Source organism: Citrobacter koseri ATCC BAA-895 (genome assembly GCF_000018045.1).
Lineage (GTDB): Bacteria > Pseudomonadota > Gammaproteobacteria > Enterobacterales > Enterobacteriaceae > Citrobacter_B > Citrobacter_B koseri.
In genome coordinates this window covers 2,756,617-2,777,893 of record NC_009792.1, presented here as the reverse complement: position 1 = coordinate 2,777,893, position 21,277 = coordinate 2,756,617, and the positions used below count along the sequence as shown (strand labels likewise).

At 54.9% G+C, this 21,277-nt stretch carries 18 protein-coding genes, 2 tRNA genes, 3 rRNA genes and 1 riboswitch; of the genes, 12 read left to right on the top strand and 11 right to left on the bottom strand.

Going from position 1 to position 21,277, the window contains the following annotated elements; genetic code table 11:
- Positions 1-87 precede the first annotated feature (87 nt).
- From CKO_RS12805 to CKO_RS12765, 9 genes are all read right to left on the bottom strand, one after another.
- Positions 88-405: a PTS lactose/cellobiose transporter subunit IIA gene (locus tag CKO_RS12805; RefSeq protein ID WP_012133809.1), complete on the bottom strand. Its 318-nt coding sequence runs from the start codon at positions 403-405 to the stop codon at positions 88-90.
- A gap of 4 nt (positions 406-409) precedes the next feature.
- On the bottom strand, positions 410-715 hold the full coding sequence (locus tag CKO_RS12800) for a PTS sugar transporter subunit IIB (RefSeq protein ID WP_012133808.1): 306 nt from the start codon (positions 713-715) through the stop codon (positions 410-412).
- Positions 716-1,023: 308 nt separating this feature from the next.
- Complete coding sequence (thiH, locus tag CKO_RS12795; protein WP_012133806.1) at positions 1,024-2,154, bottom strand: 2-iminoacetate synthase ThiH; 1,131 nt, start codon at positions 2,152-2,154, stop codon at positions 1,024-1,026.
- On the bottom strand, positions 2,151-2,921 hold the full coding sequence (gene thiG / locus CKO_RS12790) for a thiazole synthase (RefSeq protein ID WP_012133805.1): 771 nt from the start codon (positions 2,919-2,921) through the stop codon (positions 2,151-2,153). Before thiG ends, thiH begins: the two co-directional genes overlap by 4 nt.
- Before the next feature lies 1 nt (position 2,922).
- Entirely contained in the window at positions 2,923-3,123 is a 201-nt protein-coding gene (gene thiS, locus CKO_RS12785) for a sulfur carrier protein ThiS (protein ID WP_012133804.1), read from the bottom strand.
- Complete coding sequence (thiF, locus tag CKO_RS12780) at positions 3,104-3,862, bottom strand: thiazole biosynthesis adenylyltransferase ThiF (RefSeq protein WP_012133803.1); 759 nt, start codon at positions 3,860-3,862, stop codon at positions 3,104-3,106. The genes thiS and thiF overlap by 20 nt, the downstream gene beginning before the upstream one ends.
- Positions 3,855-4,490 carry a thiamine phosphate synthase gene (gene thiE / locus CKO_RS12775; RefSeq protein WP_012133802.1) on the bottom strand — a complete coding sequence of 212 codons (636 nt, stop codon included), beginning with the start codon at positions 4,488-4,490 and terminating at the stop codon, positions 3,855-3,857. Before thiE ends, thiF begins: the two co-directional genes overlap by 8 nt.
- A complete protein-coding gene (thiC, locus tag CKO_RS12770; protein ID WP_012133801.1) occupies positions 4,490-6,385 on the bottom strand; it encodes a phosphomethylpyrimidine synthase ThiC in 1,896 nt (631 codons plus the stop codon). Before thiC ends, thiE begins: the two co-directional genes overlap by 1 nt.
- 85 nt (positions 6,386-6,470) lie before the next feature.
- Positions 6,471-6,580, bottom strand: a riboswitch (TPP riboswitch).
- A 50-nt stretch (positions 6,581-6,630) separates the two neighbouring features.
- Positions 6,631-7,134 (bottom strand): Rsd/AlgQ family anti-sigma factor, encoded by a 504-nt coding sequence (locus CKO_RS12765; RefSeq protein WP_012133800.1) that lies wholly within the window; start codon positions 7,132-7,134, stop codon positions 6,631-6,633.
- Between the two features lie 96 nt (positions 7,135-7,230).
- Between CKO_RS12765 and nudC the strand changes: the two genes are divergently transcribed.
- From nudC to CKO_RS12735, 6 genes are all read left to right on the top strand, one after another.
- Entirely contained in the window at positions 7,231-8,004 is a 774-nt protein-coding gene (gene nudC, locus CKO_RS12760; protein ID WP_012133799.1) for an NAD(+) diphosphatase, read from the top strand.
- Positions 8,005-8,043: 39 nt separating this feature from the next.
- A complete protein-coding gene (gene hemE, locus CKO_RS12755; protein ID WP_012133798.1) occupies positions 8,044-9,108 on the top strand; it encodes a uroporphyrinogen decarboxylase in 1,065 nt (354 codons plus the stop codon).
- Positions 9,109-9,117: 9 nt separating this feature from the next.
- Complete coding sequence (gene nfi, locus CKO_RS12750; RefSeq protein WP_012133797.1) at positions 9,118-9,789, top strand: deoxyribonuclease V; 672 nt, start codon at positions 9,118-9,120, stop codon at positions 9,787-9,789.
- Positions 9,790-9,831: 42 nt separating this feature from the next.
- Positions 9,832-10,422 (top strand): YjaG family protein, encoded by a 591-nt coding sequence (locus CKO_RS12745; RefSeq protein ID WP_012133796.1) that lies wholly within the window; start codon positions 9,832-9,834, stop codon positions 10,420-10,422.
- Between the two features lie 186 nt (positions 10,423-10,608).
- A complete protein-coding gene (gene hupA, locus CKO_RS12740) occupies positions 10,609-10,881 on the top strand; it encodes a nucleoid-associated protein HU-alpha (protein ID WP_001044509.1) in 273 nt (90 codons plus the stop codon).
- An 11-nt stretch (positions 10,882-10,892) separates the two neighbouring features.
- Positions 10,893-11,585, top strand: a complete 693-nt coding sequence (locus CKO_RS12735) for a DUF1481 domain-containing protein (RefSeq protein WP_024130651.1) — start codon at positions 10,893-10,895, stop codon at positions 11,583-11,585.
- 74 nt (positions 11,586-11,659) lie between these two features.
- On the opposite strand, the gene purD is transcribed toward CKO_RS12735, so the two are convergent.
- The gene (gene purD, locus CKO_RS12730; protein WP_012133794.1) at positions 11,660-12,949 is read right to left on the bottom strand and encodes a phosphoribosylamine--glycine ligase; all 1,290 of its coding nucleotides are present in this window, start codon (positions 12,947-12,949) and stop codon (positions 11,660-11,662) included.
- Positions 12,950-12,964: 15 nt separating this feature from the next.
- On the bottom strand, positions 12,965-14,554 hold the full coding sequence (gene purH, locus CKO_RS12725) for a bifunctional phosphoribosylaminoimidazolecarboxamide formyltransferase/IMP cyclohydrolase (protein WP_012133793.1): 1,590 nt from the start codon (positions 14,552-14,554) through the stop codon (positions 12,965-12,967).
- 622 nt (positions 14,555-15,176) lie between these two features.
- On the opposite strand from purH, the gene CKO_RS12720 reads away from it, so the two are divergent.
- From CKO_RS12720 to dkgB, 6 genes are all read left to right on the top strand, one after another.
- Positions 15,177-16,718 (top strand): 16S ribosomal RNA (locus CKO_RS12720).
- Between the two features lie 85 nt (positions 16,719-16,803).
- Positions 16,804-16,879: transfer RNA gene (locus CKO_RS12715), tRNA-Glu, on the top strand.
- A 187-nt stretch (positions 16,880-17,066) separates the two neighbouring features.
- A 23S ribosomal RNA gene (locus tag CKO_RS12710) occupies positions 17,067-19,971 on the top strand.
- Between the two features lie 94 nt (positions 19,972-20,065).
- Positions 20,066-20,181 (top strand): 5S ribosomal RNA (gene rrf, locus CKO_RS12705).
- Together the 16S, 23S and 5S rRNA genes with 2 tRNA genes alongside form the textbook arrangement of a ribosomal RNA operon.
- Before the next feature lie 53 nt (positions 20,182-20,234).
- A tRNA-Asp gene (locus CKO_RS12700) sits at positions 20,235-20,311 on the top strand.
- A 162-nt stretch (positions 20,312-20,473) separates the two neighbouring features.
- The gene (gene dkgB, locus CKO_RS12695; protein WP_012133791.1) at positions 20,474-21,277 is read left to right on the top strand and encodes a 2,5-didehydrogluconate reductase DkgB; all 804 of its coding nucleotides are present in this window, start codon (positions 20,474-20,476) and stop codon (positions 21,275-21,277) included.

Here is a 21,277-nt window from a genome sequence, read left to right as displayed (position 1 = left end):
GCCTGATGGCGCTTTGCTTATCAGGCCTACGGATACGGGGTGAACTTGTAGGCCGGATAAGGCGTAGCCGCCATCCGGCAACGGGTCTTAATTCACCAGCGGCAACCGACGATAAAGCTCAATCATATCCCCCGCCAAATCCTGAATAACCATCGCGTTCATCAGATGATCCTGGGAATGAACGGTGATCAGATTAACAGGCAGTTTTCCGGTTCCTTCATCAATCCCAATCAGCTTTGTCTGGATGCCGTGTGCCAGTTTGACAAACTCGCGCGACTCTTCCATCGCTTTCTCGGCGCCAGCAAAATCGCCTTTTCGCGCCAGTTGCAGTGCGGTCAGTGCCGAACTACGGGCTGCGCCTGCGTTGACCAGCAGCTCCATGATGATCGTCTCTAACTCTTCCATGCTATTACTCCATGAGCTTGAGGGCTTTTTCCAGCACGGCATCGCCTTTCATCATGCCGTAATCCATCATGTCGATAACCGCGACCTTTTTACCTAAGGGGTCGGCAAGCGCCTGCAATTTCGCCTGTTCATACTTGACCTGAGGGCCAAGCAAAACAATATCCGCAGTGGCGATGTTTTCTTTAAATTCAGCCACCGGAACAGCTTTGATACTGACTTCAACCCCTTTCTTCTGAGCGGCGTCTTTCATCCGTTGCACCAGCATGCTGGTGGACATCCCGGCGGCACAGCATAAAACGATATTCTTCATAATCGGCTCTCACGGTTCCCTTGGTTCTTCATCTTTAGCCTGTGGCCGGGGGGAGAACAACCGTCTTAAAGTGAATGTGTGTAAAGCATCACACAAAAACTGAAACCGGTTGCAGTAATCCGATGGGGTCTGCAAAGACCGTCTGACCAGATGTGAAGGCAGGGCGAAATGAGGAAGGAATTTTTCGCCCTGGTCAGCGTCCGCTGCCGACCACGACAACATAAAAAAACGGGAGCCTGACGACAATCTCCCGTTTTTTGTATTACGCACTGGCGCGCAAAAAAATTACGCCGTGTCACGTTCGTGCATTATGTTTGCGAAGCTCGCCCCAGATAACTATCCCAGTCTTTCCAGACGGGCTGTAACCCCTGTGCGGTCAGTGCATTAGCAACGGCTTCCGGTCGGCGATCGTCATGAGGAGAAAACTGCTCCAGCTCGGGATGATTATCGGCATAGCCGCCTGGCTGCGTTTTTGAAAATGCGCTGACGTTATTAATCGCCAAAGGAATAACGTGATCGCGAAACCACGGCGATTCGCGCGTTGAGAGCGACAGCTCAATCTCCGGCGCCAGCAGACGAAATGCGCAAATGGTTTGCACCAACTGGCGCTCATCCATGATGGAGGCGGGTTCGACGCCGCCAGTACACGGGCGCAGGCGAGGGAAGGAGATAGAGTAGCGGCTCTGCCAGTAATGCTTCTGCATCCAGAGCAGATGCTCGGCTACCATGTAGCAGTCCACACGCCAGCTATCAGACAGCCCAATCAACGCGCCGAGACCAATTTTGTCGATACCTGCCCGACCCAGCCTGTCCGGGGTTTCCAGCCGCCAGAAGAAATCCTGCTTTTTCCCTTTCAGATGGTGTTGTGCGTAAATCGCCTCATGGTAGGTCTCCTGGTAGACCATCACGCCGTCAAGCCCCAGCGTTTTTAACTCGCTATACTCTTCTTCCGCCAGCGGCTGCACTTCCATCTGGAGTGAAGAAAACTGGCGGCGGATAGCGGGCAAATGACGACGAAAATAGTCCATGCCGACTTTGGCCTGGTGCTCGCCAGTGACCAGCAGGAGATGCTCAAAACCCAGCTCGCGAATCGCCTCGCATTCACGGCCTATTTCTGTTTCATCCAGCGTCTTGCGCTTAATGCGGTTACTCATTGAAAAGCCGCAGTAAGTGCAGTCGTTGGCGCACAGATTGGAGAGATACAGCGGCACATAAAAGCTGACGGTATTGCCAAAGCGCTGACGGGTAAGGCGCTGCGCACGTTGGGCCAACGGCTCCAGATAGTCGCTGGCGGCGGGTGAAAGCAGCGCCATCATGTCGTCGCGACTAAGTTGCGTGGCGTTAAGCGCCCGTTCCACATCGGCGGCGGTTTTGCTGTTGATGCGCAGGCGAATATCGTCCCAGTCCAGCTGTTGCCAGCGGTCGGTGAACGTTTTCATGCCGAAGCCTCCAGAAATCCGGTGAGCGGGCTGGTGGCCTGAGCGTAGCTGCTGCGCGTTCCGGGTACGGCCCGACGCGCCATAACTCCGGCTTCAACCGCCAGGCGAAAAGCCTGCGCCATCATCACCGGATCATCCGCTACCGCAATCGCCGTATTCACCAGTACCGCGTCAGCGCCCATTTCCAGCGCCTGTGTGGCGTGGCTGGGAACGCCGATACCGGCATCGACCACCACCGGAACGGTGGCCTGTTGGATGATGATCTCCAGCATCGCGCGCGTCTCCAGCCCCTGATTTGAACCAATGGGCGCACCGAGCGGCATGACGGCGGCGCAGCCAACCTCCTCAAGACGTTTGCACAACACCGGGTCGGCGCCGCAGTAGGGCAGCACGACGAACCCCTGTTTTACCAGCGCTTCTGCGGCTTTCAGCGTTTCGACAGGGTCCGGCAGCAGCCAGCGCGCGTCGGGGTGAATCTCCAGTTTCAGCCAGTGTGTGCCCAAGGCTTCCCGCGCCAGTTGCGCGGCGAAGATGGCTTCTTCCGCTGTTTTCGCACCGGAGGTATTGGGAAGCAGCGTTACCCCGGCATCAATAAGCGGCGCCAGAATCGCGTCATTGTGCTGGCGTAAATCCACGCGTTTCATCGCCAGCGTGACCAACTGGCTGCCGGAAGCGCGAATCGCCTCGACCATCAGCTGTGAAGAGGCAAATTTCCCCGTGCCGGTGAACAGATGTGAATCAAACGTTTTATCTGCAATACGTAACATATCAACCCCCTGCAATAACCTGAAAAAGCAGGATCTGGTCGCCTTCCTGCACGATTTGCTGTTCCCACTGTTCACGCGGCAGGATCTGTTGATTCAGCGCCAGCGCCGCCCCTGGTTTCAGTTGATTAAGCTGAGTGAGCAGATCGATAACGGACAGGCCGTCAGCGCACTGCATAGGTTCATCATTGAACTGAATCTGCATGACGCCCTCCGCATACCGGGCAACCGCTGGCGCGATGCAATGCCAGACTGCGCCACTGGCTGGTTTTGGCATCGAATAACCGCAACTCGCCGCCGGGGATGTCCATCCCGCTCAGTAACTTGATGGCTTCCAGCGCCTGCAATGTTCCCATCACGCCGACAACGGGGCCGACGATCCCTGCCGTGCGGCAGTTGCGTTCCGGTTCTTCATCATCCGGCCACAGGCAGCGGTAGCAGCCCTGTTCCCAGGGCGGCGTCAGTACCATCAACTGGCCGCCAAAGCCGACGGCGCTGGCGGTAATGAGAGGAGTATCCAGCGCGACGCAGGCGGCGTTGATCTCCTGACGGGTCGCCATGTTGTCGGTACAATCGAGCACCACATCGGCGCGCTCAACCGCATGGCGGAGCGCATCGCCAGTGAGGCGCTGCTGTAACGCCAGCAGTTCAATATCCGGGTTCAGCCGAGCCAGCCGCTGCTTTGTCACCTGTGATTTAGGGCGGGCAATATCATCTGTGGTGAACAGGATTTGCCGTTGCAGATTGCTCAGATGCACTTCGTCATCGTCGGCTAAAACCAGCGTACCGATGCCAGCGCCCGCCAGATAGAGCGCCGCAGGGGAACCCAAACCGCCCAGACCGACAATCAGAACCCGGCTGGCGAGCAATTTTTGCTGCCCTTCAATGGCGATATCGCCGAGCAAAATTTGTCGGCTGTAGCGCATAAAGTCACGATCATTCATCGCCAGCCCCCGCGATTGCCAGTAACTGCGCCGTTGCTTCGCGCCAGTCTTCCGCCCGGGTAATGGCGCTGACGACGGCAATACTGCCCACGCCAGTTTTCAGCACCGGCGAGGCGCGTTCGAGGCTGATCCCGCCGATGGCAACGGTGGGGTAATCGCCAAGACGTTCAATATGGCGCGCCAGCTGCTCCAGTCCTTGCGGCGCGGACGGCATCTGTTTGGTTTGCGTCGGGAATACGTGGCCGAGTGCGATATAAGACGGTCTGGCCGCCAGCGCTATGTCGATTTCCATGTCATCGTGGGTGGAAACGCCTAAGCGCAGCCCGGCAGCCTGAATCGCCTTCAGGTCGGTGGTTTCCAGATCTTCCTGACCGAGATGCACCCCGTAAGCGTTGTGTTTGATCGCCAGTCGCCAGTAGTCATTGATGAACAGGCGGGCATTGTAGCGGCGACCCAGCGCGATAGCGGCTGATACGTCGTCCTCCACCTCTTCGTCGCGCTTGTCTTTGATACGTAGCTGGAGGGTGCGGACTCCCGCTTCCAGCAAGCGTTCGATCCATTGCACGCTATCAACGACCGGATAAAGCCCCAGGCGGAAAGGCACCGCCGGGAAATCGGGCTGATACATTATGCTTCCTCCTTCCTGAGATAGATTTCACCGCCTTTGGCGCGGAAGTTTTCTGACATATCCGCCATTCCTACCTCGATGGTCTGCGCCGCCGCGTAGTCGCGGACTTCCTGGCTGATCTTCATTGAACAGAATTTGGGGCCGCACATGGAGCAGAAGTGCGCCACTTTACCGGACTCCTGCGGCAGGGTTTCGTCGTGGTAGGCGCGGGCAGTGAACGGGTCAAGCGCCAGGTTAAACTGGTCTTCCCAGCGGAACTCAAAGCGGGCTTTCGACATGGCGTTATCGCGGATTTGCGCGCCAGGATGGCCTTTTGCCAGGTCGGCGGCATGCGCCGCGATTTTGTAGGTGATCAGCCCCTGTTTCACATCCTCTTTGTTCGGCAGGCCGAGGTGCTCTTTTGGCGTTACGTAGCAGAGCATGGCGCAGCCAAACCAGCCAATCATTGCCGCGCCAATGCCGGAGGTGAAGTGGTCGTAGCCCGGCGCAATATCGGTGGTCAGTGGCCCTAAGGTGTAGAACGGCGCTTCGTGGCAGTGTTCCAGCTCTTCGGTCATGTTACGGCGGATCATCTGCATCGGTACGTGGCCAGGGCCTTCAATCATCACCTGCACGTCGTACTCCCAGGCAATTTTGGTCAGCTCGCCCAGCGTGTGCAGCTCGGCAAACTGCGCTTCGTCGTTCGCATCCTGAATTGATCCCGGACGCAGGCCGTCGCCCAGCGACAGCGAGACATCGTAAGCGGCGCAGATTTCGCAGATTTCGCGGAAGTGCTCGTAGAGGAAGTTTTCTTGATGGTGAGAGAGGCACCATTTCGCCATGATCGAACCGCCGCGCGAGACGATACCGGTCAGACGTTTTGCGGTCATTGGCACATAGCGCAGCAGTACGCCCGCGTGGATGGTGAAGTAATCGACGCCCTGTTCCGCCTGCTCCAGCAGCGTGTCGCGGAAGGCTTCCCAGGTGAGATCTTCGGCGATCCCGTTTACTTTCTCCAGCGCCTGATAGATCGGCACGGTGCCGATCGGTACCGGGCTGTTACGCAGGATCCACTCGCGAGTTTCGTGAATATAGCGACCGGTTGAGAGGTCCATCACCGTATCTGCGCCCCAGCGCGTCGACCACACCAGTTTTTCCACCTCTTCTTCAATAGAGGAAGTGACCGCTGAGTTGCCGATATTGGCGTTGACCTTCACCAGGAAGTTGCGTCCGATGATCATCGGTTCGGATTCCGGGTGGTTGATGTTGGCCGGGATAATCGCGCGACCGGCGGCCACTTCGTCACGAACAAATTCCGGTGTGATGTTTTCCGGCAGGCGCGCGCCAAACCCAACGCCCGGATGCTGCTGGCGTAACACATCGCCGCGAATGCGCTCACGCCCCATGTTTTCACGAATAGCGATGAACTCCATTTCCGGGGTTACAATCCCCTGACGCGCATAATGCAGTTGCGTTACGCATTTGCCCGCTTTGGCGCGCTTCGGCGTGAGCAGCCCCGTAAAACGCAGCTCGTCCAGTCCATCATCTGCCAGACGTTCTTTGGTGTACGCCGAGCTACGGTCGGTCAATTCTTCGCTGTCTGCACGAGCCTCAATCCAGGGCTGACGCAGTTTTGCCAGCCCCTGCTGAACGTTAATGGCGACATCAGGATCGCCATAGGGGCCAGAGGTGTCATAGACCGGGATGGCTTCGTTCTCTTCGTATTGCGGATTATCTTTGCCGCCGCCGATGAGCGTGGGGCTTAGCTGGATTTCACGCATCGGAATTCGGATGTCCGGTTGTGAGCCGGTAATATAAATACGTTTTGAGTTCGGAAAGGCGGTGCCTTCCAGGGTGTCGATAAAGTGTTGGGCCTGGGCGCGTTGTTCGCGGCGAGTCAATTTTGTTGCAGACATAGCTCATTCCAAAAAGTGAAGGACGTGGCTTGTCAGACGACGGATGGAGTAATGGATGCGCGTTGCCCGTACAGGTTGACGCATAAAGCAGTTTACTCTTGTTCCCTTCGCAGGTATTAGCCTGATCAGGTTCCGCGGATCCCGAATTAACGGTCTCAGCCTGTGTTTTCACACACGGCACTCCGACAAGATGTAACCCCGGCGACGGGGCAATGGATGTAAATTACTCGTTACTGATTCATAACTCAAGCAGGCCGTGCAATTCCGCTTTCATCCTGGGCATTAAGCGTTAGATTATTGTCGAAGGCCAGCAGGATGAGTTTATCTTCCAGCGTAAACCGCGCTTCCAGCGCTTCGCCGATGTCGGAGAGCACTTGCTGAAATTCCGCATAATTATCGTGATCGATCGCGTTCTCCAGGCTGGAGTCGTAATATTCCATGATCTGTTGAGTATTGGCTTCCAGCAATGAATGGAGGCGCGTTGCGGTCGAACGCGGGTTTCCCTCTTCCATTTCTCGGATAATGTGTTCATAAATACTGAAGTGTCCGGCGGAAAGGTAGTCGACCAGGCCCTGACAAAAATCATCCAGCGCTTTTTCATTCAGCCGCATGTACGATTCTTTGCCAGGCTTAATGCCAACCAGATTGTAGTAAGCCACGAGCAGGTGCTTACGTACATGTAGCCAGCGATCAACCAGTTTATTACTTCCTTCGACGTGTTCCGTCAGGCTTTCCAGCTGGTTTAGCATGATTGACTCCGCAAGTTTAGATTTAAAACTGCTCACCTGAAAAATGTAAATATAATGTTAACAACATGCCAGTGAAGCAAAGGTAGTGCAAGAGCTATGGATCGTATTATTGAAAAATTAGATCACGGTTGGTGGATCGTCAGTCACGAGCAAAAATTATGGTTGCCTCGTGGAGAATTGCCATATGGCGAAGCGACAAATTTCGATCTTGTGGGGCAGCGCGCACTCCTGATTGGCGAGTGGGAAGGAGAGCCTGTCTGGCTGGTGTTACAGCATCGTCGGCATGATATGGGGTCGGTACGGCAGGTCATCGATCAGGACGTTGGCCTGTTTCAACTGGCGGGGCGGGGCGTGCAGCTGGCGGAATTTTATCGCTCGCACAAATTCTGCGGTTACTGCGGCCACCCCATGTACCCGAGCAAGACCGAATGGGCGATGCTGTGCAGCCACTGCCGCGAGCGTTACTATCCGCAGATTGCTCCCTGCATTATTGTCGCCATCCGGCGTGCCGATTCCATTTTACTGGCCCAGCATACGCGCCATCGTAACGGTGTTCATACGGTGCTGGCCGGGTTTGTGGAAGTGGGGGAGACCTTAGAGCAGGCGGTTGCGCGCGAAGTGATGGAAGAGAGCGGCATCAAAGTGAAAAATCTGCGTTACGTGACCTCACAGCCCTGGCCGTTCCCGCAATCGCTGATGACGGCGTTTATGGCGGAGTATGACAGCGGCGAGATTGTCATCGACCCGAAAGAGCTGCTGGAGGCGGGCTGGTATCGCTATGACGATCTTCCGTTATTGCCGCCGCCGGGCACGGTGGCGCGTCGTTTGATCGAAGATACTGTGGCAATGTGTCGGGCTGAGTATGAGTGATGGTACACTGGCACCCTGACGCAATGAAGGAACTGCAAAATGACCGAACTGAAGAACGATCGTTATCTGCGTGCGCTGCTGCGCCAGCCCGTTGATGTTACCCCGGTATGGATGATGCGCCAGGCAGGCCGCTATCTGCCGGAGTACAAAGCCACCCGCGCACAAGCAGGCGATTTTATGTCGCTGTGCAAAAATGCTGAGCTGGCGTGCGAAGTCACGCTACAACCGCTGCGGCGCTACCCGCTTGATGCGGCGATCCTCTTCTCGGACATTCTGACCATCCCGGATGCGATGGGGCTGGGACTCTATTTTGAGGCCGGGGAAGGCCCGCGCTTTACTTCGCCAGTCGCCTGTAAAGCGGATGTCGATAAGCTACCGATTCCTGACCCGGAAGACGAACTGGGCTACGTGATGAACGCGGTGCGTACGATTCGCCGCGAGTTGAAAGGTGACGTTCCGCTGATCGGTTTTTCCGGCAGCCCGTGGACGCTGGCGACTTACATGGTGGAAGGTGGCAGCAGCAAAGCCTTTACCGTCATCAAAAAAATGATGTATGCCGATCCGCAGGCGCTGCATGCGCTGCTCGATAAGCTGGCGAAAAGCGTCACTCTGTATCTCAACGCGCAGATTAAAGCGGGCGCGCAGTCGGTCATGATTTTCGACACCTGGGGCGGCGTGCTGACGGGGCGCGATTACCAGCAGTTCTCGCTGTATTACATGCATAAAATCGTTGATGGTTTACTACGGGAAAACGACGGTCGCCGTGTACCGGTCACGTTATTCACTAAAGGTGGCGGCCAGTGGCTGGAGGCGATGGCGGAAACCGGGTGTGATGCGTTAGGTCTCGACTGGACAACCGATATTGCCGACGCGCGCCGTCGCGTGGGCCATAAAGTGGCGCTACAGGGCAATATGGACCCGTCCATGCTCTATGCGCCACCGGCGCGCATTGAAGAGGAAGTGGCGACGATTCTCGCCGGATTCGGCCAGGGTGAAGGCCACGTCTTTAATCTTGGACACGGCATCCACCAGGATGTGCCGCCGGAGCACGCGGGCGCATTTGTTGATGCGGTACACCGCTTGTCTGAACAGTACCACCGCTAAGGAGTCATTATGGATCTCGCGTCGCTACGCGCTCAACAAATTGAACTCGCCTCGTCGGTGATCCGCGAGGATCGCCTTGATAACGATCCGCCGGATCTGATCGCCGGGGCGGATGTTGGGTTCGAGCAGGGCGGGGAAGTGACGCGAGCGGCGATGGTGCTGTTGACGTATCCAGCGCTTGAGCTGGTGGAATACAAAGTGGCGCGTATCGCCACTACCATGCCGTATATCCCCGGCTTCCTCTCCTTTCGCGAGTATCCTGCGCTGTTGGCGGCGTGGGAACAGCTGTCACAAAAACCGGATTTAGTCTTTGTCGATGGGCACGGTATTTCCCACCCGCGTCGTCTGGGGGTGGCAAGCCACTTTGGATTGATGATGGATGTACCCACCATCGGCGTAGCGAAAAAACGGCTGTGCGGCAAGTTTGAGCCGCTTTCCGCCGAACCTGGCGCGCTGGCCCCGCTGATGGACAAAGGCGAGCAGTTAGCCTGGGTCTGGCGCAGCAAAGCGCGCTGTAACCCGCTGTTTATCGCGACCGGACATCGCGTGAGTACCGACAGCGCGTTGGCGTGGGTGCAGCGCTGTATGCAAGGCTACCGTCTGCCGGAACCGACGCGCTGGGCGGATGCGGTGGCATCAGAGCGTCCGGCGTTTGTGCGCTGGCAAGCAAATCACCGCTGATTCAGGTACACTGCGGCTCATTTCTGATTTCGAGAATTCAACATGTTACAAAACCCGATTCATCTGCGTCTGGAACGCCTGGAAAGCTGGCAGCACGTCACCTTTATGGCTTGTTTGTGCGAGCGTATGTATCCGAACTATGCCATGTTCTGTCAGCAGACGGGTTTTGGCGATGGGCAGGTGTACCGCCGAATCCTGGATCTCATCTGGGAAACGCTGACGGTGAAAGATGCGAAGGTCAATTTTGACAGCCAGCTGGAAAAGTTTGAGGAAGCGATTCCGGCTGCTGACGATTTTGACCTGTACGGCGTTTACCCGGCGATTGATGCCTGCGTTGCATTAAGCGAGTTAATGCATTCTCGTCTTAGTGGCGAAACGCTGGAACATGCCATTGAGGTCAGTAAGACATCCATTACCACGGTTGCGATGCTGGAAATGACTCAGGCTGGTCGAGAAATGACCGATGAAGAGCTCAAAGAAAACCCGGCTGTTGAACAGGAATGGGACATTCAGTGGGAAATATTCCGACTTTTGGCCGACTGCGAAGAACGCGATATTGAGCTGATAAAAGGGCTTCGGGCAGACCTGCGCGAGGCCGGTGAGAGCAATATCGGTATAAATTTTGAGCAATGACACCAGAAAACGTGATTTAACGCCTGATTTGTCGTGCCTAGAGGCTTCCCTTCCGCCCCCCGTCTGGTCTACATTTGGGGGGCGAAAAAAAGTGGCTATCGGTGCGTGTATGCAGGAGAGTGCTTTTCTGGCATTTCCGTCGCACTCGATGCTTAGCAAGCGATAAACACATTGTAAGGATAACTTATGAACAAGACTCAACTGATTGATGTAATTGCAGACAAAGCAGAACTGTCCAAAACCCAGGCTAAAGCTGCTCTGGAATCCACTCTGGCTGCTATTACTGAGTCTCTGAAAGAAGGCGATGCTGTACAACTGGTTGGTTTCGGTACCTTCAAAGTGAACCACCGCGCTGAGCGTACTGGCCGCAACCCGCAGACCGGTAAAGAAATCAAAATCGCTGCAGCGAATGTACCGGCGTTTGTTTCTGGTAAAGCACTGAAAGACGCAGTTAAGTAATTCGCGTGGCAGTGAACAGTTTTAATGAAGGGGCGCTCTCGCCCCTTTTGTCTGTCTGGCGTCGTATGCTGACGTTGGCAGGCGCGCTGTTGCTGTCCGCTTGTAGCCATAACACGACGCTTCCACCGTTTACGGCCAGCGGTTATGTTGACGACCAGGGTGCGGTACGCATCTGGCGTAAAGATTCCAGCGATGGCGTCCATCTGCTCTCGGTCTTTAGCCCGTGGCGTAACGGCAGCACCACAACCAGCGAATACCGCTGGCAGGGCGACATGCTCTCCCTGATTGAACTCAATATTTACAGCAAACCTTCTGAACATATTCGCGCACGCTTCGACGATCATGGCGAGCTCAGTTTTATGCAGCATGAAGTCGACGGGCAGAAGCAGCAGCTTTCCAGCGACCAGATCGCCTTATACCGCTATCGCGCCAATCAGATCCGCCAGACCAGTGACGCATTGCGTCAGGGGCGCGTCGTACTGCGTCAGGGACGCTGGCATGCAGACCGTACGGTAACTACCTGCGAAGGCGAAACGTTGAAACCAGACCTGGATGCGTGGGCTATCAGCCACATAGAGCGACGTCAGCAGCGTTCATCAATAGAGGTGAGTGTGGCATGGCTGGAGGCGCCTGATGGCTCTCAACTGCTGCTGGTGGCCAATGAAGACTTCTGCCACTGGCAACCTATAGAGAAGACGTTCTGATGATTGCCGGATGGCGGCTTGCGTCTTATCCGGCCTACAGTTGCTCTCCATAGGCCGGATAAGAGGTGTCAGCGTTAGTTTTGCTCGCGTTCGATCGCGCGCCAGCCGATATCTTTGCGGCTAAAGCAGTTATCCCAGCGGATATCTGCCATCAGCGCGTAGGCACGCTGCTGTGCTTCGGCAACGGTATGGCCTAGCGCAGTGGCGCACAGTACGCGACCGCCGCTTGTTACGACCCGGTCATCTTCCGCCAGTTTGGTGCCGGCATGGAATACCTTACCGTCCGCCACCTCTTCCAGCGGCAGACCGTGGATCACATCGCCTGTGCGGTAGTCGCCCGGATAACCGCCAGCCGCCATCACCACGCCGAGCGATGCGCGCTCATCCCATTCAGACGTTTTCTCGTCCAGCTTACCGTCGCAGGCAGCCAGACAAAGTTCAACCAGATCGGATTTCATACGCAGCATGATTGGCTGGGTTTCCGGGTCGCCAAAGCGGCAGTTGAATTCGATAACTTTCGGGTTGCCCTGTTTATCGATCATCAGCCCAGCGTACAGGAAGCCGGTATAAGTATTGCCTTCCGCCGCCATGCCTTTTACGGTTGGCCAAATGATGCGCTCCATCGTGCGCTGATGAACCTCGTCGGTCACCACCGGTGCCGGGGAGTAAGCGCCCATACCGCCGGTATTCAACCCGGTATCGCCATCGCCGACGCGTTTGTGATCCTGGCTGGTGGCCATTGGCAGCACATGTTCGCCATCGACCATCACGATGAAGCTCGCTTCTTCACCGTCGAGGAACTCTTCGATCACGATACGGTGTCCCGCGTCGCCAAACGCGTTACCCGCCAGCATGTCATGAACTGCGGCTTCGGCCTCGATCAGCGTCATCGCCACAATCACGCCTTTCCCGGCAGCCAATCCGTCGGCTTTAATGACGATCGGCGCGCCTTTCTCACGCAGGTAAGCCAGCGCGGGTTCGATCTCCGTGAAGTTCTGGTACTCCGCCGTCGGAATCTGGTGACGGGCGAGGAAATCCTTGGTGAAGGCTTTGGAGCCTTCCAGCTGTGCGGCGCCTTCGGTTGGGCCAAAGATTTTCAGGCCAGCGGCGCGGAAAGTATCCACCACGCCTTTCACCAGCGGCGCTTCCGGGCCGACGATGGTCAGATCGATCTTCTCGTTCTGGGCAAAGCTCAGCAGTGCCGGAATATCCGTGACGCCAATAGCGACGTTTTGCAGCGCTGGTTCCAGCGCTGTTCCGGCGTTACCTGGCGCGACATACACGGTTTCAACCTGCGGTGATTGTGCCGCTTTCCACGCCAGGGCGTGTTCGCGCCCGCCGTTGCCGATTACTAATACTTTCATTGTCTGCTCCGTGAATTAATGGCGGAAGTGACGCATGTCGGTGAAGATCATCGCAATGCCGTGTTCATCAGCGGCGGCAATGACTTCATCATCACGGATGGAGCCACCGGGCTGGATCACGCAGCTCACGCCAACGGCAGCCGCAGCATCAATACCGTCGCGGAACGGGAAGAACGCGTCAGAGGCCATTGCGGAACCTTTTACTTCCAGTCCTTCATCGCCCGCTTTAATACCGGCGATCTTCGCGGAATAAACGCGGCTCATCTGGCCCGCGCCAATACCGATAGTCATATTCTCTTTCGCGTACACAATCGCGTTGGATTTCACAAACTTCGCTACTTTCCAGCAGAACAGCGCGTCACGCAGCTCTTGTTCGGTCGGCTGACGTTTGGACACTACGCGCAGTTCGCCTTCGGTCACCATACCCAGGTCACGATCCTGAACCAGCAGGCCGCCGTTAACGCGTTTGAAGTCCAGGCCCGGGACGCGCTCGGCCCACTGACCACAGGTCAGGACGCGCACGTTCTGTTTGGCGGCGGTAATCTTCAGGGCGTCTTCAGATGCGGAAGGCGCAATGATCACTTCGACAAACTGACGGGAGATGATGGCCTGTGCCGTTTCGGCATCCAGTTCGCGGTTAAACGCGATGATGCCGCCGAATGCGGAGGTCGGGTCAGTCTTGTATGCGCGATCGTAGGCGTCGAGAATAGAAGTGCTTACCGCCACACCGCACGGGTTAGCGTGCTTCACGATGACGCAGGCGGGCTCGCTGAACTCTTTCACACACTCCAGCGCCGCGTCGGTATCGGCGATGTTGTTGTAGGAGAGCGCTTTGCCCTGTACCTGCTGCGCGGTCGCAACAGATGCTTCTTGCACATTCTCTTCTATATAGAAGGCCGCCTGCTGGTGGCTGTTTTCGCCGTAGCGCATATCCTGCTTCTTAATGAAGTTCAGATTCAGGGTACGCGGGAAGCGGCCAGCAGCCTCTTTGCTTTCACCGTGATATGCCGGAACCATGCTGCCGAAGTAGTTGGCAATCATGCTGTCGTAGGCAGCGGTGTGTTCGAAGGCTTTAATGGCGAGATCGAAGCGGGTATCAAGGGTCAGTGAACCGTCGTTGCTATCCATCTCTTTAATAATGGCGTCGTAGTCGCTGCTCTTTACAACGATAGCGACATCTTTATGGTTCTTGGCAGCGGAGCGCACCATGGTCGGGCCGCCGATATCAATGTTCTCTACGGCATCTTCCAGCGAGCAACCTTCACGAGCGACAGTCTGGGCGAACGGGTACAGGTTAACAACAACCATATCGATTGGCGCGATACCGTGTTGTTCCATAATTCCGTCATCCTGACCACGGCGACCGAGAATACCGCCGTGTACTTTCGGATGCAGGGTCTTCACGCGTCCATCCATCATTTCCGGGAAACCGGTGTAATCGGAAACTTCGGTCACCGGCAGACCTTTATCTGCTAACAGACGGGCAGTGCCCCCTGTAGACAGCAGCTCCACACCGCGTGCGGAAAGTGCCTGGGCGAATTCGACGATACCGGCCTTGTCAGAAACACTGAGCAGAGCGCGGCGGACTGGACGACGTTGTTGCATGGTAAATCCCCTGGATTTGACTATTACAGAGAGCGTTAGCTGAATTTTTCGTGAAAAACTCAGCTAACGCCCCTTACGGGGCATCCTTGTTTTGCGGTGGCATTGTAACGAAAACGTTTGCGCAACGCTCGCGAATTTTTCTTTTTCCATTCGATACCCTTTTATTCCTGTATTGAGCGCGTCTTTATTAAGGAGAGATTCAGGAAATGATCGCCAGGATTGTGGATAACTCTGTGTGTAAAAGGGTATAAGGCGGGGTTTTGCTGGGGAATGCAGCAGTCAGTCATTTTTCTGTCATTTTTCTATTGCGGCCTGCGGAGAACTCCCTATAATGCGCCTCCATCGACACGGCGGATGTGAATCACTTCACACAAACAGCCGGTTGATTAAAGAGAAAAATCCTGAAATTCAGGGTTGACTCTGAAAGAGGAAAGCGTAATATACGCCACCTCGCGACAGAGCGCTAAAGCGCGTCGCAACTGCTCTTTAACAATTTATCAGACAATCTGTGTGGGCACTCAAAGTGACATGGATTCTTAATGTCTTCGGACAATAAATGAATACCAAGTCTCTGAGTGAACACGTAATTCATTACGAAGTTTAATTCACGAGCATCAAACTTAAATTGAAGAGTTTGATCATGGCTCAGATTGAACGCTGGCGGCAGGCCTAACACATGCAAGTCGAACGGTAACAGGAAGCAGCTTGCTGCTTTGCTGACGAGTGGCGGACGGGTGAGTAATGTCTGGGAAACTGCCTGATGGAGGGGGATAACTACTGGAAACGGTAGCTAATACCGCATAACGTCGCAAGACCAAAGAGGGGGACCTTCGGGCCTCTTGCCATCAGATGTGCCCAGATGGGATTAGCTAGTTGGTGGGGTAACGGCTCACCAAGGCGACGATCCCTAGCTGGTCTGAGAGGATGACCAGCCACACTGGAACTGAGACACGGTCCAGACTCCTACGGGAGGCAGCAGTGGGGAATATTGCACAATGGGCGCAAGCCTGATGCAGCCATGCCGCGTGTATGAAGAAGGCCTTCGGGTTGTAAAGTACTTTCAGCGGGGAGGAAGGTGTTGTGGTTAATAACCGCAGCAATTGACGTTACCCGCAGAAGAAGCACCGGCTAACTCCGTGCCAGCAGCCGCGGTAATACGGAGGGTGCAAGCGTTAATCGGAATTACTGGGCGTAAAGCGCACGCAGGCGGTCTGTTAAGTCAGATGTGAAATCCCCGGGCTCAACCTGGGAACTGCATCTGATACTGGCAGGCTTGAGTCTCGTAGAGGGGGGTAGAATTCCAGGTGTAGCGGTGAAATGCGTAGAGATCTGGAGGAATACCGGTGGCGAAGGCGGCCCCCTGGACGAAGACTGACGCTCAGGTGCGAAAGCGTGGGGAGCAAACAGGATTAGATACCCTGGTAGTCCACGCCGTAAACGATGTCGACTTGGAGGTTGTGCCCTTGAGGCGTGGCTTCCGGAGCTAACGCGTTAAGTCGACCGCCTGGGGAGTACGGCCGCAAGGTTAAAACTCAAATGAATTGACGGGGGCCCGCACAAGCGGTGGAGCATGTGGTTTAATTCGATGCAACGCGAAGAACCTTACCTGGTCTTGACATCCACGGAAGTTTTCAGAGATGAGAATGTGCCTTCGGGAGCCGTGAGACAGGTGCTGCATGGCTGTCGTCAGCTCGTGTTGTGAAATGTTGGGTTAAGTCCCGCAACGAGCGCAACCCTTATCCTTTGTTGCCAGCGGTTAGGCCGGGAACTCAAAGGAGACTGCCAGTGATAAACTGGAGGAAGGTGGGGATGACGTCAAGTCATCATGGCCCTTACGACCAGGGCTACACACGTGCTACAATGGCATATACAAAGAGAAGCGACCTCGCGAGAGCAAGCGGACCTCATAAAGTATGTCGTAGTCCGGATTGGAGTCTGCAACTCGACTCCATGAAGTCGGAATCGCTAGTAATCGTGGATCAGAATGCCACGGTGAATACGTTCCCGGGCCTTGTACACACCGCCCGTCACACCATGGGAGTGGGTTGCAAAAGAAGTAGGTAGCTTAACCTTCGGGAGGGCGCTTACCACTTTGTGATTCATGACTGGGGTGAAGTCGTAACAAGGTAACCGTAGGGGAACCTGCGGTTGGATCACCTCCTTACCTGAAAGAACCTGCCTTTGCAGTGCCCACACAGATTGTCTGATGAAAAGAAAGAAGCAAGGCGTCTTGCGATTGAGACTTCAGTGTCCCCTTCGTCTAGAGGCCCAGGACACCGCCCTTTCACGGCGGTAACAGGGGTTCGAATCCCCTAGGGGACGCCACTTGCTGGTTCGTGAGTGAAAGTCACCTGCCTTAATATCTCAAAACTCATCTTCGGGTGACGTTTGAGATATTTGCTCTTTAAAAATCTGGATCAAGCTGAAAATTGAAACGACACACGTAAAGTGTGTATGAGTCTCTCAAATTTTCGCAACACGAAGTGTTTCACGAAACATCTTCGGGTTGTGAGGTTAAGCGACCAAGCGTACACGGTGGATGCCCTGGCAGTCAGAGGCGATGAAGGACGTGCTAATCTGCGAAAAGCGCCGGCGAGGTGATATGAACCCTTGACCCGGCGATGTCCGAATGGGGAAACCCAGTGTGATTCGTCACACTATCGTTAGCTGAATACATAGGCTAACGAGGCGAACCGGGGGAACTGAAACATCTAAGTACCCCGAGGAAAAGAAATCAACCGAGATTCCCCCAGTAGCGGCGAGCGAACGGGGAGGAGCCCAGAGCCTGAATCAGCTTGTGTGTTAGTGGAAGCGTCTGGAAAGTCGCACGGTACAGGGTGAAAGTCCCGTACACGAAAACGCACAGGCTGTGAGCTCGATGAGTAGGGCGGGACACGTGGTATCCTGTCTGAATATGGGGGGACCATCCTCCAAGGCTAAATACTCCTGACTGACCGATAGTGAACCAGTACCGTGAGGGAAAGGCGAAAAGAACCCCGGCGAGGGGAGTGAAAAAGAACCTGAAACCGTGTACGTACAAGCAGTGGGAGCCTCTTTATGGGGTGACTGCGTACCTTTTGTATAATGGGTCAGCGACTTATATTCTGTAGCAAGGTTAACCGAATAGGGGAGCCGAAGGGAAACCGAGTCTTAACTGGGCGTTAAGTTGCAGGGTATAGACCCGAAACCCGGTGATCTAGCCATGGGCAGGTTGAAGGTTGGGTAACACTAACTGGAGGACCGAACCGACTAATGTTGAAAAATTAGCGGATGACCTGTGGCTGGGGGTGAAAGGCCAATCAAACCGGGAGATAGCTGGTTCTCCCCGAAAGCTATTTAGGTAGCGCCTCGTGAACTCATCTCCGGGGGTAGAGCACTGTTTCGGCTAGGGGGCCATCCCGGCTTACCAACCCGATGCAAACTGCGAATACCGGAGAATGTTATCACGGGAGACACACGGCGGGTGCTAACGTCCGTCGTGAAGAGGGAAACAACCCAGACCGCCAGCTAAGGTCCCAAAGTCATGGTTAAGTGGGAAACGATGTGGGAAGGCCCAGACAGCCAGGATGTTGGCTTAGAAGCAGCCATCATTTAAAGAAAGCGTAATAGCTCACTGGTCGAGTCGGCCTGCGCGGAAGATGTAACGGGGCTAAACCATGCACCGAAGCTGCGGCAGCGACACTATGTGTTGTTGGGTAGGGGAGCGTTCTGTAAGCCGTTGAAGGTGTGCTGTGAGGCATGCTGGAGGTATCAGAAGTGCGAATGCTGACATAAGTAACGATAAAGCGGGTGAAAAGCCCGCTCGCCGGAAGACCAAGGGTTCCTGTCCAACGTTAATCGGGGCAGGGTGAGTCGACCCCTAAGGCGAGGCCGAAAGGCGTAGTCGATGGGAAACAGGTTAATATTCCTGTACTTGGTGTTACTGCGAAGGGGGGACGGAGAAGGCTATGTCGGCCGGGCGACGGTTGTCCCGGTTTAAGCGTGTAGGTGTGTGCTCCAGGCAAATCCGGTGCACTTTAACACTGAGGCGTGATGACGAGGCACTACGGTGCTGAAGTGACAAATGCCCTGCTTCCAGGAAAAGCCTCTAAGCATCAGGTAACACGAAATCGTACCCCAAACCGACACAGGTGGTCAGGTAGAGAATACCAAGGCGCTTGAGAGAACTCGGGTGAAGGAACTAGGCAAAATGGTGCCGTAACTTCGGGAGAAGGCACGCTGATATGTAGGTGAAGTGGTTTACCCATGGAGCTGAAATCAGTCGAAGATACCAGCTGGCTGCAACTGTTTATTAAAAACACAGCACTGTGCAAACACGAAAGTGGACGTATACGGTGTGACGCCTGCCCGGTGCCGGAAGGTTAATTGATGGGGTTATCCTCGCGGAGAAGCTCTTGATCGAAGCCCCGGTAAACGGCGGCCGTAACTATAACGGTCCTAAGGTAGCGAAATTCCTTGTCGGGTAAGTTCCGACCTGCACGAATGGCGTAATGATGGCCAGGCTGTCTCCACCCGAGACTCAGTGAAATTGAACTCGCTGTGAAGATGCAGTGTACCCGCGGCAAGACGGAAAGACCCCGTGAACCTTTACTATAGCTTGACACTGAACACTGGTCCTTGATGTGTAGGATAGGTGGGAGGCTTTGAAGTGTGGACGCCAGTCTGCATGGAGCCGCCCTTGAAATACCACCCTTTAATGGCTGGTGTTCTAACGTGGGCCCGTAATCCGGGTTGCGGACAGTGTCTGGTGGGTAGTTTGACTGGGGCGGTCTCCTCCTAAAGAGTAACGGAGGAGCACGAAGGTCAGCTAATCCTGGTCGGACATCAGGAGGTTAGTGCAATGGCATAAGCTGGCTTGACTGCGAGCGTGACGGCGCGAGCAGGTGCGAAAGCAGGTCATAGTGATCCGGTGGTTCTGAATGGAAGGGCCATCGCTCAACGGATAAAAGGTACTCCGGGGATAACAGGCTGATACCGCCCAAGAGTTCATATCGACGGCGGTGTTTGGCACCTCGATGTCGGCTCATCACATCCTGGGGCTGAAGTAGGTCCCAAGGGTATGGCTGTTCGCCATTTAAAGTGGTACGCGAGCTGGGTTTAGAACGTCGTGAGACAGTTCGGTCCCTATCTGCCGTGGGCGCTGGAGAACTGAGGGGGGCTGCTCCTAGTACGAGAGGACCGGAGTGGACGCATCACTGGTGTTCGGGTTGTCATGCCAATGGCACTGCCCGGTAGCTAAATGCGGAAGAGATAAGTGCTGAAAGCATCTAAGCACGAAACTTGCCCCGAGATGAGTTCTCCCTGACTCCTTGAGAGTCCTGAAGGAACGTTGAAGACGACGACGTTGATAGGCCGGGTGTGTAAGCGCAGCGATGCGTTGAGCTAACCGGTACTAATGAACCGTGAGGCTTAACCTTACAACGCCGAAGATGTTTTGGCGATTTGAGAGACGATTTTCAGCCTGATACAGATTAGTGTTTAATGCGAGAGGCATTAGACGAACAGAATTTGCCTGGCGGCCGTAGCGCGGTGGTCCCACCTGACCCCATGCCGAACTCAGAAGTGAAACGCCGTAGCGCCGATGGTAGTGTGGGGTCTCCCCATGCGAGAGTAGGGAACTGCCAGGCATCAAATTAAGCAGTAAGCTGATGTGAAATCAGTGGATGTAGAAAAATTCGGTGGAGCGGTAGTTCAGTTGGTTAGAATACCTGCCTGTCACGCAGGGGGTCGCGGGTTCGAGTCCCGTCCGTTCCGCCACTTATTAAGAGCCCTGAGCTAACGCTCAGGGCTTTTTTCTTGCCTGCTGTTCCATTATTGCTTATTTCGCAAAAATCCTCTGCGTTCTACGATCTTTTTCCGCATAAAAACAACCGCGATAATCCTCCTCAGTTAACGACACAACAATTAATGAGGAATTCAATGACAATCCCTGCATTTGGTTTAGGTACTTTTCGCCTGAAAGACGATGTTGTTATCGCATCGGTCAAAACAGCGCTGGAACTGGGCTATCGTGCAATTGATACTGCACAAATCTATGATAATGAAGCGGCTGTTGGTCAGGCGATTGCCGAAAGTGGCATCCCGCGCGGCGAGCTGTACATCACCACCAAGATCTGGACTGAAAATCTCAGCAAAGAGAAGCTGATCCTGAGTCTGAAAGAAAGTCTGGAAAAACTGCGCACTGATTATGTGGATCTGGCATTGATCCACTGGCCGTCACCAAACGATGCGGTATCTGTCGAAGAGTTCATGCAGGCGCTGCTGGAAGCAAAAGAGCAGGGACTGACGCGCGAAATCGGTATTTCTAACTTTACTATCCCGTTGATGGAAAAAGCCATTGCCGCTGTCGGCGCAGAAAACATTGCGACTAACCAGATTGAACTGTCTCCGTATCTGCAAAACCGCAAGGTCGTGGATTGGGCAAAACAGCATGGAATTCACATCACCTCTTACATGACGTTGGCTTATGGTAAGGCACTGAAAGATGAAGTGATTGCCCGTATTGCCGCTAAGCACAATGCGACTTCGGCGCAGGTGATCCTTGCATGGGCAATGGGAGAAGGCTACTCCGTAATTCCTTCTTCCACTAAACGTGAAAACCTGGCAAGCAACCTGCTGGCGCTCGATCTGCATCTGGATGCCGAAGATAAAAAGGCGATTGCCGCACTGGACTGCAACGATCGCCTTGTCAGCCCGGAAGGTCTGGCGCCAGAGTGGGACTGA

Excerpts from the sequence above, each read along its gene's own strand:
- thiC (WP_012133801.1), bottom strand. The coding sequence starts at position 6,385 with ATGTCTGCAACAAAATTGACTCGCCGCGAACAACGCGCCCAGGCCCAA.
- nfi (WP_012133797.1), top strand. The coding sequence starts at position 9,118 with ATGGATCTCGCGTCGCTACGCGCTCAACAAATTGAACTCGCCTCGTCG.
- thiF (WP_012133803.1), bottom strand. The coding sequence starts at position 3,862 with ATGAATGATCGTGACTTTATGCGCTACAGCCGACAAATTTTGCTCGGC.
- thiH (WP_012133806.1), bottom strand. The coding sequence starts at position 2,154 with ATGAAAACGTTCACCGACCGCTGGCAACAGCTGGACTGGGACGATATT.
- hemE (WP_012133798.1), top strand. The coding sequence starts at position 8,044 with ATGACCGAACTGAAGAACGATCGTTATCTGCGTGCGCTGCTGCGCCAG.
- purD (WP_012133794.1), bottom strand. The coding sequence starts at position 12,949 with ATGAAAGTATTAGTAATCGGCAACGGCGGGCGCGAACACGCCCTGGCG.
- hupA (WP_001044509.1), top strand. The coding sequence starts at position 10,609 with ATGAACAAGACTCAACTGATTGATGTAATTGCAGACAAAGCAGAACTG.
- thiE (WP_012133802.1), bottom strand. The coding sequence starts at position 4,490 with ATGTATCAGCCCGATTTCCCGGCGGTGCCTTTCCGCCTGGGGCTTTAT.
- dkgB (WP_012133791.1), top strand. The coding sequence starts at position 20,474 with ATGACAATCCCTGCATTTGGTTTAGGTACTTTTCGCCTGAAAGACGAT.
- thiS (WP_012133804.1), bottom strand. The coding sequence starts at position 3,123 with ATGCAGATTCAGTTCAATGATGAACCTATGCAGTGCGCTGACGGCCTG.
- CKO_RS12765 (WP_012133800.1), bottom strand. The coding sequence starts at position 7,134 with ATGCTAAACCAGCTGGAAAGCCTGACGGAACACGTCGAAGGAAGTAAT.
- thiG (WP_012133805.1), bottom strand. The coding sequence starts at position 2,921 with ATGTTACGTATTGCAGATAAAACGTTTGATTCACATCTGTTCACCGGC.
- CKO_RS12800 (WP_012133808.1), bottom strand. The coding sequence starts at position 715 with ATGAAGAATATCGTTTTATGCTGTGCCGCCGGGATGTCCACCAGCATG.
- CKO_RS12745 (WP_012133796.1), top strand. The coding sequence starts at position 9,832 with ATGTTACAAAACCCGATTCATCTGCGTCTGGAACGCCTGGAAAGCTGG.
- nudC (WP_012133799.1), top strand. The coding sequence starts at position 7,231 with ATGGATCGTATTATTGAAAAATTAGATCACGGTTGGTGGATCGTCAGT.
- purH (WP_012133793.1), bottom strand. The coding sequence starts at position 14,554 with ATGCAACAACGTCGTCCAGTCCGCCGCGCTCTGCTCAGTGTTTCTGAC.
- CKO_RS12805 (WP_012133809.1), bottom strand. The coding sequence starts at position 405 with ATGGAAGAGTTAGAGACGATCATCATGGAGCTGCTGGTCAACGCAGGC.